The sequence below is a fragment of the Nonomuraea sp. H19 genome (genome assembly GCF_052068215.1).
Classification (GTDB): domain Bacteria; phylum Actinomycetota; class Actinomycetes; order Streptosporangiales; family Streptosporangiaceae; genus Nonomuraea.
The window spans coordinates 50,149-62,691 of record NZ_JBQHCV010000020.1; the positions used below are offsets into that span (position 1 = coordinate 50,149).

Consider the following 12,543-nt stretch of genomic DNA (forward strand, 5'->3'; position numbering starts at 1 on the left):
GAGGCTGTCCGCAAAAAGGCCGACAGTTCCGACAAATCGAGAGACCAAACAACCATGCGTATCAACCGCAAGATCTCCTTCACCGTCGCCGCGGGCGCGCTCGCTCTGCTGACCGCCTGCGGGGGCAACGGCGACTCCATGGCCGGACACGAGGGGATGGGCAGCAGCAGCGCGCCTGCCGCCACCACGAGCAGTGCGCAGCCGTCAGCCGCCTTCAATGACGCGGACGTCATGTTCGCGCAGATGATGATCCCGCACCACGAGCAGGCGGTCGAGATGGCCGACCTCGCGCCGACGCGCGCGAGCGACCCGGAGGTCAAGGAGCTTGCCACCAAGATCAAGGCGGCTCAGGAGCCGGAGATCCAGACCATGGAGGACTGGCTGACGGAGTGGGGCAAGCCCGCGCCCGAGGATGCCATGGGTCACGACATGCCGGGAGTCATGTCTGAAGAGGACATGAAGAAGCTCGAAGCCGCCAAGGGCAAGCAGTTCGACAAGCTGTTCGTCCAGCATATGATCGCCCACCACAACGGGGCGATCGAGATGGCCCGCACCGAGCAGGCCAACGGGTCGAACCCGCAGGCCAAGGAGCTGGCCAAGACCATCGAGACAACCCAGCAAGCCGAGGTGGGGCAGCTGCAGAAGATCCTCGATCGGCTCTGATGCCATGACCGTCCGGGCGCGAGCGGCGCCCGGGCGGTCAGGCCCATCCGTGCGGACGACGGGGAGTGCGGCTCTCGAGGGCTGAATGATCCGGGTTCCTTAATACCCATGGGGGGTATATTGTTTGCCGGAGAACGAGGAGGAACCATGAGGCGACTTCAAGCGCTGGATCCGGCAGGCGCCCCCGAAAAGTCCCGTGAGCTGCTGAGCGACATCGTCGCCCGGCATGGCGGAGTGGGCGACATGGTGGCCACGATGGCCCATTCGCCCGCCCTGCTCCAGGGCTACCTGGACTTCTCCCGCGCGATGAAACGGGTGAAGATCCCCCGCTCACTGAGCGAGAAGATCTCCTTGGCCGTGCAGGAGTGGATCGGCTGCGGGACGTGCCTGTCGGCGCACACCAAAGCCGCGCAGGCGGCGGGCCTGAGCGAAGCCGACATCGCGCTGGCGCGGCAGGGCACCTCCACCGATGCGCGCGAGGCCGCCTTGATCGCTTTGGCTGTCCGCGTGCTGGCTGAGCCCTCGTCCATCACTGATGAGGATGTGGCCGAGCTGCGTGCCCTCGGATGGAGTGACCGGGTGCTGGCTGAGATCGTCGGCCTGGTCTCGCTGAACCTGTTGACCGGCGCCTTCAATCTCCTCATAGGCCTGGAGCCCGAGGAGATACCGTAGAGGGGTTTCCCGTTTGAATGATTGCCGGAAGCCATAGAGGGAACTACGGATCTTAGTAGTCTTTCTGGGGGAAGATCCATGGCAGCTTGGGCGGCCGTTCTCAGCCTGATGGCCCTGCTCGCTGTCGGTGTGCTCGCGATCTATCTGGTCTCCTTGGTCATCAGTCCCCGGGGAACGCTCGGCGCGGGTCCGTTCCTGTCCGGAGCCCGGCCTCGAGAACATGCCCTTTCTCGTTACCACGTGCGCTGGTACGCGGTCACCCTGGTCTTCCTGGCCTTCGACATGGAAATGGTCTTCATGTACCCCTGGGCGCTCGTCGTCGCCGAGGTGGGCACCGTGGCTCTGGTGGAGATGTTCATCTTCCTCGGCCTCCTGATGGTCGGCGTGGTCTATGCCTGGCGGGAAGGGGCCTTCCGGTGGGTCTGACCGAGTGGCTGTTAAGGCGGGCTGCGGGCCATCCGCGGCCACTCGTCGTCTCCGCTGAGCACGGCACGCGGACCCGGCTGCTCAGCGAGGCCGAGATCGCGCGGCGACGGTGGCGGCCCGGCGACCCGGCGGGAGAGGCCAACCTCCTGGTCGTCTGCGGCGGTCCGAGCGAAGAGTTCGAAGAGGCCATCCGGAAGGTCTGGGACGACATGCCAGGGCCGCGCGCGCGAGTCGATCTTCCCGGCGACGCTTCTCCAGAGTCGATCGGCCAGTTCCTGGATCGTGCGGTCGTGCACCTGGCCGACAAGGACGCGCAGTGGAGGGATGCCGCTGCTCGCGCGGACGAGCCGTGGTCGCCCGGTGGAGAGCGCCATTCACCGCCCCATCACGGACATGGTTCATATCCGGAACATGACGCGCATGGGGGCGGTCACCACGAGCACCACATGGGCAATCCCGGCGGCCTGCCCATGGCGGATCGTGGCGCCGACCGTGACGGGCTGAGCCTGGATCGCCTGCACGTGCCCATGGGGCCGATCTTGTCGGACTGGCCGTGCGGACTGGTGGTGGAGAGCGTCCTGCAAGGCGACGTGATCCAGGAGGCCACGGTCAGGTGGCTGGGGAGCGGCGAGTCGTACTGGGCGGAGCCCTGGGACAGGGCGGCGGCCGGGCATCCGGTGACGCGTGCCGAGGCAGGGCGCCGGCGGGCCGCCGCCCACCTCGACAGCCTCGGCCGGCTGCTGTCGGTCTCCGGGTGGTCCACTGCCGCGAGGCGCGCCAGGACGCTGAGGGATCGCCTGCTCGCCGACGCGCCGCGCGCCGCGCTCGCCGCGCCGTACCGGAGCTTCGAAAGACAGGTGCGTCGTTCCAGAACCCTGCGCTGGATGTTGCGCTACGTCGGATCGACCGAGGACGGCGACGCGGTGTCCAGGCTGGAGGAATGGCTGACCTGGACGTGGGCGGCGATCGATTCCCTCGAGGACGACACGCCCCTCGACGGTGCACCCCCGGTCAGGAACGCCCTGCATCCGGGGCTTCTCGTCGGCGCCGAGCTGGCTGCGGCGAGGCTGATCATCGCCAGCCTCGATCCGGATCCGGCGGTCGCCCATGCTTGACGCCGCAGTTCTCGCCCTTCCGCTGGCACTCGCCGCCCTCGGGCTCGCCGCCGCCTGTCTCGACGCGACGCTGGGTGGGGGCCGGGCGAGCGCCCCGTTCGGCGAGACGATCCGGCTGCTGGTCCAGCAGCGCCGGCGTACGCTCCTGCCCGACGCGCTCCTCCTGCGGATCGGCGTCATCAGCCTGATCGTCGCTCCGGTGCTGGCCGGGATCGTGATCCCGCTGGGCGATGCCCCTGTGGCGGATCTTGCCGTGGGCATCGTCTGGTTCAACGCCATGGAGGTATGCGTCTGGGGGTCGCTCTGGCTCGCCGGATGGTCGGCCAACTCGGTGTATCCGCTGGTCGGCGCCTACCGGTTCGTGGCACAGGGGCTGGCCTACGAGCTGCCGCACATGTTCGCGCTGATCACTGTGGCACTCGGTGCGGGATCGCTGCGGATGAGCGATGCGGTGCAGAGTCAGCAGGGGCTCTGGTTCGCGGTGTGGATGCCGCTTGCCTTTCTGATCTATCTGATCTCCGCGCTGGCGATGGCGTTCTGGGGTCCGATGAGCCAGCCGATCGGCAGTGACCTCGCGGGCGGCGTGCGTGCCGAGTTGTCGGGGCCTGATCGTCTGATCTTCCAGGCGGGACGCTATGCGCTTCTGGTGGTGGCCGCCGCGGCGGCCGTACCGCTGTTTCTCGGTGGTGGCGCGGGCCCGGTGCTGCCGAGTTGGCTGTGGGTGCTGATCAAGACGACGGCCGTGCTCGGGCTGCTGGTCTGGGTACGGCATCGCGTGCCGGCCATCAGGATGGATCGCTTCACCCAGGTGTCCTGGCTGGTGCTGATTCCGCTGTCGCTCCTTCAGTTGCTGATCGTTGGCATCGTGGTGTTGTGATGGCCGTCGCCTTCTGGATCCTGGCCGTCGTCTCCGTGGCCGCGGGGATCGCGGTGTTCGTCGTCGATTCGATGGCGCGGGCGACCTTCGCCCTGCTCGCCTCCCTGCTGGCGGTCGGGGTGGTGTTCCTGCTCATCGACCTCGAGTATCTCGGCGTCCTGATCATTCTGATGATGGTCATGGAGATGCTGATCATGGCGGTCTTCATGATCATGTACATGATGAATCCGGCGGGACTCATGCCGATGAAGATGGTTCACAACAACCGCGGAGCCGTGATCATCTCAGGGGCGGTCTTCGTCCTGCTGGCGGTCGGGATCTTCCGCACTTCCTGGCCGCAGCGCAGGGGCGAGCCCCCGGGAGATCCCACGCACGCGCTCGGGCTGGCGATCATGGGGCCGAAGATGCTCGTCATGATGGTCATCGGCGTGGCCATCCTCGCGACAATGATCTCTACCGTTGTGCTCGCCACTCATCGGGGGCGGTACGACCGCTACGGAGAGGACCTGAAGCGCCGTCGCCCCCTCGACCCAGGACCGGGCTCCGGGATGGGCATGGGCATGGGCCCGGTTCTGCCCGCTGCCGACCACCACGCCGGACACGGTTCGTGCGGCTCTCCCGATCCCCGCGAGGATTCCGGATGACGCTCGAAGCCTTTCTTCTGCTGGCCGCCGCGCTGTTCGCGGTCGGTCTGTACGGCGCGCTGTCCCAGCAGTCGATCGTGATGCTGATGATGGGCCTGGAGCTGATGATCAATGGTCTGATCGTGGCCGGTGGGGCGTTCTGGTACTTCCTGGCTCCCGAGACCGCCGACGGTCAGGTCCTCGTCCTGGTGGCGATCACCGTGATGGCCCTGGAGATGGCCATGGGCTTCGCCGTCGTCACCGCGCTCTTCCGGGCGCGGGAGGTGGACATGACCGACGAGGCGAAGGACCTGAAGGGATGAGCTTCCTCGTCGTGCTGCTGCCGGCGCTTCCGATCGTTTGCGGTGGTGCGCTGATCCTCGTGCGCCGGGCCGCTCCTGCGATCGCACTTCTCGTCGCCTTGGTGACCGTGCTCGTGGCCATCCTGGTCGCGATCGAGCGTCCTGTCATGACCGTCGAGCTGTTCGCCGGTTTTGAGGCGGGGCTAGCGGTCGACGGGTTGTCGGCGGTCATGGTGGTCACCGTGTCGGTGATCGCGCTGGCGGTCCTCGTCTTCGCGGCGGGCGAGATCCGCGAGTCCACGGGCCGGTTCTTCGGCCTGATGCTGATCTTCATGGGCGCGATGCTGGTCACCGTCACCGCCACGGACCTCGTGCTGCTGCTGATGGCGTGGGAGGTCATGGGCGCCATGTCGTACGCGCTGATCGGCTTCTGGTGGCGAGACCGGGATCGGGTGCGGTCGGGGACGATCGCCTTCGTCACCACCCGCGCGGGCGACATGGGGCTTTACCTGGCCGCCGGCTGCGCCATCGCGGGGAGCCACGCACTGAACCTGGCGAGCCTGACCGCAATGCGCTCTCCATGGCTGGACCTCGTGGCGGCCGGCCTGGTCGCGGCCGCGCTGGGGAAGTCAGCGCAACTGCCCTTCTCCTTCTGGCTCTCGCGCGCGATGGCGGGCCCGAGCCCGGTTTCGGCGCTCCTGCACTCGGCCACGATGGTCGCCGCGGGCGCCTATCTGCTCCTGCGCACCGCATCCGTGCTGGCGGCGACCGGCTGGGCGGCGACTCTGGTGGCCTGGGCCGGTGCGCTGACCGCGCTGCTGCTCGGAGCGGTCGCCTTCGCGCAACGTGACCTCAAGCAACTGCTGGCCGCCTCCACCTGCGCGCAGATCGGGTTCATGGTGCTGGCCGCGGGCGTCTCGGCGGTCGCCGGGGGGACGGCTCACCTGGTCGCGCATGCGGCGGTCAAGAGCCTGCTCTTCCTCGGGGCCGGAGCTTGGCTGACCGCCCTCGGCACCAAGCAACTGCCCGAGCTCCAGGGCGCCGCGCGGCGCTACCCCCTTGTCGGGATCACCTTCGGGGTCGGCGCCCTGGCGCTGGCCGGGTTGCCGCCGTTGTCGCTGTGGGTGACCAAAGACGCGGTGCTCGCCGCAGTGAACGATCCCGCCCTGCATGCGGTGGCGCTGGCCGCGGGCGTGCTCGCCGCCGCGTACGCCGCCAAGGCGGTGATCGCCGTATGGCTGCCCGGTCCGGAGCGGCGAGACGGAGCACAGATCGGACTGCTCGAACGCCTTCCGCTTCCCCCGCTCGCCCTCCTCGCCGCGGTGCTGGGGATCATCGGCCTCCCGGTCCTCTTCAACGGCTGGGCCCGGCTGCTCGACGCGCCGGGACCGGCGCCCGAGACGGGCGTACTGACCGTGTCGGGCCTGTTGGCGCTGGCCGCGGTGATGCTGGTGAGCTGGGTACGGCTGCGCCGCCCGGCGGGATTTGACGGCGGCGCCTTCCTGGCCGACTGGTTGCGTCTGGAGCGGCTCGCGGTCGCGGTGGTCTGGCAGCCCCTGATGGCGGTGGCCAAGGCGCTGGCTCGATTCGACGACAGGGTGATCGACGGCGCGGTGCGTGCCGTACCGCGCGCCGGAATGGCGGTCGCCAGGCTGGCCCGGTCGCCTTTCGAGGCAGGCGTGGACGGCGTCGTCCGGGCGATGGCGGCGGCCGTCGGGCGCCTGGGCGGGTTGGCCAGGAAGCCGCAGACCGGCCAGGTCCACACATACCTCGCCCAAGCGACGGTGGCCGTCGCCCTTCTGGCGATCATGATCGTGCTGGTGAGGTGACCATGCTTTCGCTGACCATCTTCCTGCCGCTGCTCGCCGCCGCGCTCCTGGCCGTGCCTCGGCTGCCGACCAGGTGGATCTGGGTGGCCGCCGCAGCCGCCGACCTGGTGCTGGTCGTGGTCATGTGGCTCGGGTACGCCGGTGGGGTCGGCTACGAGGAACGGCTGCGCTGGATCCCGTCGGTGGGCGCGGGCTACCACGTCGGCGTCGACGGCCTGTCTCTGCCGCTGATCGCGCTGACGGCGGTGCTGTTCCTCGCGTGCGCGATCTATTCGCTGAATCACACAGAGCGGCCGAAGTCGTACGCCGCGCTCTTCCTGTTCCTGCAGACGGTTTCCACGGGCCTGTTCGCCGCTCTGGACCTGCTGCTGTTCTTCGTCTTCTTCGACCTGTCGATCGTGGGGATGTACTTCGTGATCGTCGGCTGGGGCCACGGGGACCGGGCGCGCTCGGCGCTGAAGTTCTTCCTCTACACCTTCCTCGGCTCCCTCGCCCTCCTGCTGGGGTTCATCGGTCTCTACCTCGGCAGCGATCCGCGGACCTTCGACATCGTCGAGCTGACCGCGAAACCGCCGCAGGCGGGGGCGTTGGTGCTGCTGGCCGTCGGCATCGGGTTGGCGGTCAAGACGCCGACCGTGCCCTTCCACACGTGGCTGCCTCCGGCTCACACCGATGCCCCCGCCGCCGGGTCGGCCATCCTGGCGGGGATCCTGCTCAAGATGGGCACGTACGGCTTCGCCAGAATCGCCATGCCCATGCTCCCCGGCCCGTGGCGGCAGTACGCATGGGTGATCATCATTGTCGGGGTGGTGAGCATCCTGTACGGCGCCCTGGTCGCCCTGGCGCAGCAGAACATCAAGCGGCTGATCGCCTACACCTCTGTCAACCACATGGGCTACATCGTGCTGGCATTGGGCGCCGCCGGGCTCGCGGCGGGTGACGTGCAGGCCAGGCAGTTGGCGGTCACCGGCGCGGTTACCCAGATGGTCAGCCACGGCTTGATCACCGGTGCGTTGTTCCTGCTCACCGGCATCCTGTGGGACCGGGCGCACAGCTACGACCTCGGCCGGTTCGGGGGGATCGCGGCGACCGCCCGGACGTTCGCCCTGATGACGGTCGTGGCCGCATTCGCCTCACTGGGCTTGCCCGGGCTGTCCGGCTTCATCGCCGAGTTCCAGATCTTCGCAGGCGTGATAGGAACCGGCATGGCCGGCGCGGTCGTGGCCGGTGGGCTGAGCATCGTCGGCATCCTGATCACGGCCGCGCTGCTGCTGCGGCTCCTGCAGAAGGCGTTCCTCGGTTCCCCTGGTGAGCTCAACGTCTCGGAAGCCCAGCCGCGCGAGGTGGCCTCGATCGCCCCGCTGCTCGCCCTGTCCCTGGTGATCGGCATCGCGCCGCGCTGGCTGCTCGATCTCATCGAACCGTTGTCGGCGGCGCTCGTGACCTGGGTGAGCCGATGACCGGCATGAACGAGAATCCCCTAGACCTCCTGCCCGAGCTGCTCATCCTGGCGGGAGCCGTGATCGGCCTGCTCGCCGGGCTGTTCCTGCCGCGTGGACGGCAACGGGTGGTGGGGTGGATCTGCGGGATCGCGCTGGTGGCGGCATTGGCCGCCACCTCGGTCGCGGCGTTCCGGCCGGACATGATGGCATTCGAGGCGTACTCGCTGGATCTGCTGACGCATGTGGCCAGAGCCGCGGTCATCGTCGCGACCCTGCTGGCCGTCCTCCTGGCCGCTGGATGGGCCCGGGGCAACAGCCGCGAGGCCGAGATCCACGTGCTGATCATGCTCGCCGCGCTCGGTACGGTCATCCTGGCGGGCGCCGGCGACCTGCTGGTCCTCGTGGCCGCGTACCTGCTGGCCAGCATCCCCGCCTACGCGCTGGCCGGGTTCGCCAAGGACGCGGCAGGCACGGAGGCCGCGCTCAAGTATTACCTGATGGGCGCCTTCCTCGGCGTTCTCATGCTGGCCGGTGTCACCCTGCTCTACGGCCTCGCGGGTACGACGGCCTACCAGGAGATCGGCTCGATCCGGGGTGGCGCGGCCGGGCTCGCCGTGGTGCTCCTGCTCGCGGGGTTGCTGTTCAAAGCCGGGGGAGTGCCGGCGCATTTCTGGGTGCCCGATGTGACAGAGGGCGCTTCGCGGGCTGTCGCGGCCTTCGTCACCACCGTCCCAAAAATCGGCGCCTTGGTCGCTCTGCTGCGTCTGGCCGTCGAAGTCTTCGCCGGCCTCGACACCGGCTGGCGGCCGCTGATCGCCATCATCGCCACGGCCACGATGACGCTGGGCAACCTGGCCGCCTTCTACCAGGACAACGTGCGCCGCCTGCTGGCGTACTCGACCATCAGCCAGGCCGGCTATCTGCTCGTCCCGATCGCCGTGGCCGGGCGGAGCGAGCTGGCCGAACCGGCACTGCTGTTCTACGTGGCCGCCTACGCGATCACCAACCTCGGTGCCTTCGCGGTGGTCCTGGCTGTTGGCAAGGACCTGCTGGCCGACTACGCCGGACTGGCCCGCACCTCGCCCGGTCTGGTCTTCGCCCTGGTCGTCTGCCTGCTCGGACTGGTCGGCACTCCACCCACAGCGGTCTTCGTCGGAAAGGTGCTCGTCTTCACCACCGCCTGGGACGGCGGCTACGCCTGGCTGGCCGTGGTCGCGGCGATCAACACTGTGGCGAGCGTCTTCTACTACCTCCGCTGGATTCGGCCCGCCTTCCAACCCGGCGGCGCGATCATCGTCGCCCGGCGCGAGGCCCGGATCGCTTACGTCGCCGCGGCGGTCTCGCTCCTCCTCGGCGCGGGCAGCGGCGTCGTACTGGCCAGTGCCTCCTATGTCGCGTAGTGCGGCACGCCGGGGCCGGGCGTCAGTCGGTTCGGCCGGACGGAGTCAGGAAGTCCTGCAGTTCGCGGTGCCGGAACTGGTACGTGGCGCCGCTGACGCGCAGCAGCCGTGCCTCGCAGGCCCAGTCGAGAAACGTCCACAGCCGGAGCGGAAGCAGGCCGCGCGTGGCCGCGACCACCAGGCCGATCATGGTGCGGGTCCAGGCGATCGCGCCGAAGGCCAGGCCGAAGGTCACGCCGCCGATGAGCGCGCACACCAGCGACTCGACGACGTCCTGGTTCATGACGAACACCAGGAAGGCCGCGACACCGCCGGTGAGGCCGAAAGCCAGCCCGATCGTCGCGTTGCGGTGGAGAGCCTCCCGCGGATGGGCCAGCTCCGCGTCCTTGCTCCAGCCTCCGGTGGCGATCGTGAAGGCGACCCCGAGCGCGAAGGCCAGCAGGAAGGCCCCGGCCACGCCCGCGGCCAGCGGCACCGGGCCGGCGTTGGCCAGCCGCAGCGGCGCCAGCCCGGTGAGCGCGCCGCACAGCCCGAAGCCCAGCAGCGTGACGGGTTCGGCCCGGACCGCCTCGGACACGGTCATGCGCTCGGCTCCCCGCCGACCGGCGGCGGTCAGCCCGATGACCGCTCCGAGCGCCAGCCCTCCGATTCCTCCTGCGCCGACGGCGAAGACGGGGCCGAAGATCGTCCCTCCGGTAAGGACGAGCCCGGCCAGGCCGCCGAGCACTCCGACGGGGACGCCCGTCAGGGCACCGAGCGCACCGCCGGTCATGCGCACCCCGCGGGGGACATCGGCCCGCCCACCGGCCGCGGTCGGCCACGGCGACAGCGACAGGCCGGTCGCTATGCTCACCCAGCCCGCCATGAGCGCCAAGGTGAGCAGTCGATCTGGTTGGAGCCCGCCGCGCAGGTCGCCGAGGCTGTCGACCGCCGAGCCCGTCCAGAAGGCCAGCATGGCGATGACCGCGAGGATCACACAGCACAGGCAGTGCAGCGCCCGGACCCGGCGCCGGCCGCCGATCGGCCACAGCAGGTGGGGGACGATGTCGATCGCCGTCAGGCCGGGCGGCGGCCGATCCGCCTCGGCGGTGCGGGCGGCCTGCCACCGCAGGTGGGCCGCCAGATGCACGAGCCACGCGCGCACCTGGCCCGGCTGGTACGGGGTGCCGTGGGCGGTGCGGGGCGTGAGGCCGGTCGCCGCCGGGACGTACGCCTCCAGCAGCCTCCGGCCGATCCGGTCCGCTCCCTCATGGGGGTCGGCGTCCGGATCGGCGCGGAGCAACTCGGCCGGGTCGGCGCCGGACTCCACGGCGGTCACGATCAGCAACAGCCGCCACGGTGTGGCCAGAGCGATGCGAACGGCCTTTCCCGCCGGTCCGGAAAGTGCGGCGTGGATGCCGTCGCGGTGCCTCACGCAGGGATGACCGTCCGGCCAGCGAGCATGCAGGTACGTGCCGATCTGTTCGGTGGTCAGGTTCTGGAGATGGATCCGGGTGGCGTCGTCGAGCCCGGCCCCGGCCTCGCGCAGCTCGGCGTGCCGGTCGGCCCGGCAGGTCACGACGACCGCGCCCGGCCGCCGCCCGGACAGGTCGCTGTACCGGTTGAGCTCGGCCAGCAGTCCGATCGCCCGGCGAGGCGAGCCCGCCGACGGCTCGGGGTCCAGCTCGTCCAGTCCGTCCACCACCGGCAGCACCCGGCGGTCGCGCACCACCCGCTCGGCGTCCTTGACCGCGAGCCCGAAGTCCTGCACGAGCTGCTCGGCCAGCCATGGCTCGAACGGCCTTCCCAGGGTCCATCGGGCCGCGTTCACACGTACCGGCACTGTCAGCGGTTGACCGGGTCGTCCTCCGGAGGGAGGGGACTCCAGCAGTTGCAGCACCAGCTCGATGGCGAGCATCGTCTTGCCCGCGCCCGACTCGCCCACGACAAGCAGGCGCCGCGGTCGCAGGCCGTCGAAGAACCGGCCGATCGCGTGCAGGTCGTTGCCGCGGGTGGAGTCGGCGTACACCTCGAAGGAGACCGGCGCGATGGTGTAGCCGCCGAGCAGCCCCTTGCGCGCCCTGTCCTCCTCTCGGACCACTCGCCGCACCAGCAGCTCGACCGCGTGATCCCGCCCGGGACGATCGGCGGTCTCCGGAAGCTCCGCCACGGGTTCCGGCGCGACGGACGGGGGCGGCGGTTCGGCCAGGGCCGTCCGGGCGGCACGCCAGCGTTCGAGCTCACCGGGGATCAGCTCGGCCGGGAAGTCGCAGGAGCGGAGGCAGGCGGTGACGAAGGCCCGCACGAACTCCCACCGCGGCAGCTTGTCGGTCTGCCGGAGGACGTGTGAGGTCGTGCTCTTCGGCAACGCGTCGACCACGGCTCCGTCCGAGGCCACCGTCTGGCCGCCGAGAGAGCGCAACCTGCTCAAGGACGGCTCGCCGGCCCACTGTCTGAGCCGGGTCAGCGACCGCACGAAGTCCTCCGCACTGGAGGCCTCCAGGGGATTGGGCGGACCGGGACGGTCTGCGGGCATCAATGCGCCGTCCTCACCAGCGACCACTCGAACCTCGCCCTGCCGCGCCGCGGCCACCGGCCGTCCTGCCAGAGGCCCTCCAGTGCCTGGACGTGGCGTGACTCCATCAGGAAGTTGCGCGCCTCGTCGGCCTCTACGAGTTCCCGGCCGACCGCGATGGGAACGAACCCGTGCCGGGGAATGTAGACCCATCGGCCCCGATCCCAGTCATAAGGGTCGAACCAGCGGTGGCGGACCGTGCCGGACACGCGCACCTCCCGTCCGTCCCGAATGAGGACGAACGAGCCCTGCGAGCGCAGCAGGCTCATCCTGCTGACGTAGAACAGCTCCGTGCCGATGAACGCGTTGATCCGCGCGTCCCAGTAGTCGTGCAACCAGGTGGACGCGCCGTCGCGGAGCAGCCTCGCCTCCCGGGCGAGCTGCCGTTCGAACCGGCGCCGGTTCTTGCGCTCGGCCTTCTTGATCACTTTGAACGAGCGCAGCCAGCGCAGGGACATCGTCCTGGAGGCGCCCGCCCCGTCCATGAAGTGTTCCAGGAAATCGGACGCGATCGGGTGGAACTGGCGGCCGCCGTCGACGATGGAACGGAACAATCCGACCAGTTCCGGGACGGGCCTGCCCGTCCGGCGCCGTAAGCCTCGCAGGAACATGCTCGCCCTCTCCGTGGTGGGTCCAGGGG

Annotated in this window: 12 protein-coding genes; 10 read left to right on the top strand and 2 right to left on the bottom strand. The window is 69.5% G+C overall.

What is annotated here, in order from left to right; translation table 11 throughout:
- The first annotated feature begins 54 nt into the window (after positions 1 to 54).
- From ACTMTI_RS36565 to ACTMTI_RS36610, 10 genes are all read left to right on the top strand, one after another.
- Complete coding sequence (locus ACTMTI_RS36565) at positions 55 to 663, top strand: DUF305 domain-containing protein (RefSeq protein ID WP_441125264.1); 609 nt, start codon at positions 55 to 57, stop codon at positions 661 to 663.
- Positions 664 to 810: 147 nt separating this feature from the next.
- Complete coding sequence (locus ACTMTI_RS36570; protein ID WP_441125265.1) at positions 811 to 1,335, top strand: carboxymuconolactone decarboxylase family protein; 525 nt, start codon at positions 811 to 813, stop codon at positions 1,333 to 1,335.
- A gap of 78 nt (positions 1,336 to 1,413) precedes the next feature.
- Complete coding sequence (locus ACTMTI_RS36575) at positions 1,414 to 1,761, top strand: NADH-quinone oxidoreductase subunit A (RefSeq protein ID WP_441125266.1); 348 nt, start codon at positions 1,414 to 1,416, stop codon at positions 1,759 to 1,761.
- Positions 1,752 to 2,876 (top strand): hypothetical protein, encoded by a 1,125-nt coding sequence (locus ACTMTI_RS36580; RefSeq protein WP_441125267.1) that lies wholly within the window; start codon positions 1,752 to 1,754, stop codon positions 2,874 to 2,876. Before ACTMTI_RS36575 ends, ACTMTI_RS36580 begins: the two co-directional genes overlap by 10 nt.
- Positions 2,869 to 3,753 carry a complex I subunit 1 family protein gene (locus ACTMTI_RS36585; RefSeq protein ID WP_441125268.1) on the top strand — a complete coding sequence of 295 codons (885 nt, stop codon included), beginning with the start codon at positions 2,869 to 2,871 and terminating at the stop codon, positions 3,751 to 3,753. Before ACTMTI_RS36580 ends, ACTMTI_RS36585 begins: the two co-directional genes overlap by 8 nt.
- Positions 3,753 to 4,397: an NADH-quinone oxidoreductase subunit J gene (locus tag ACTMTI_RS36590; RefSeq protein WP_441125269.1), complete on the top strand. Its 645-nt coding sequence runs from the start codon at positions 3,753 to 3,755 to the stop codon at positions 4,395 to 4,397. Before ACTMTI_RS36585 ends, ACTMTI_RS36590 begins: the two co-directional genes overlap by 1 nt.
- Entirely contained in the window at positions 4,394 to 4,699 is a 306-nt protein-coding gene (nuoK, locus tag ACTMTI_RS36595) for an NADH-quinone oxidoreductase subunit NuoK (RefSeq protein ID WP_441125270.1), read from the top strand. Before ACTMTI_RS36590 ends, nuoK begins: the two co-directional genes overlap by 4 nt.
- Positions 4,696 to 6,507 carry an NADH-quinone oxidoreductase subunit 5 family protein gene (locus ACTMTI_RS36600; RefSeq protein WP_441125271.1) on the top strand — a complete coding sequence of 604 codons (1,812 nt, stop codon included), beginning with the start codon at positions 4,696 to 4,698 and terminating at the stop codon, positions 6,505 to 6,507. Before nuoK ends, ACTMTI_RS36600 begins: the two co-directional genes overlap by 4 nt.
- Positions 6,508 to 6,509: 2 nt before the next feature.
- Positions 6,510 to 7,967 (top strand): complex I subunit 4 family protein, encoded by a 1,458-nt coding sequence (locus ACTMTI_RS36605; RefSeq protein WP_441125272.1) that lies wholly within the window; start codon positions 6,510 to 6,512, stop codon positions 7,965 to 7,967.
- A 5-nt stretch (positions 7,968 to 7,972) separates the two neighbouring features.
- The gene (locus tag ACTMTI_RS36610) at positions 7,973 to 9,349 is read left to right on the top strand and encodes an NADH-quinone oxidoreductase subunit N (protein ID WP_441125273.1); all 1,377 of its coding nucleotides are present in this window, start codon (positions 7,973 to 7,975) and stop codon (positions 9,347 to 9,349) included.
- Positions 9,350 to 9,371: 22 nt separating this feature from the next.
- On the opposite strand, the gene ACTMTI_RS36615 is transcribed toward ACTMTI_RS36610, so the two are convergent.
- Together ACTMTI_RS36615 and ACTMTI_RS36620 are read right to left on the bottom strand one after the other, a co-directional pair.
- Entirely contained in the window at positions 9,372 to 11,864 is a 2,493-nt protein-coding gene (locus ACTMTI_RS36615) for an NACHT domain-containing protein (RefSeq protein ID WP_441125274.1), read from the bottom strand.
- Positions 11,864 to 12,514 carry a hypothetical protein gene (locus tag ACTMTI_RS36620; RefSeq protein ID WP_441125275.1) on the bottom strand — a complete coding sequence of 217 codons (651 nt, stop codon included), beginning with the start codon at positions 12,512 to 12,514 and terminating at the stop codon, positions 11,864 to 11,866. Before ACTMTI_RS36620 ends, ACTMTI_RS36615 begins: the two co-directional genes overlap by 1 nt.
- Positions 12,515 to 12,543 lie beyond the last annotated feature (29 nt).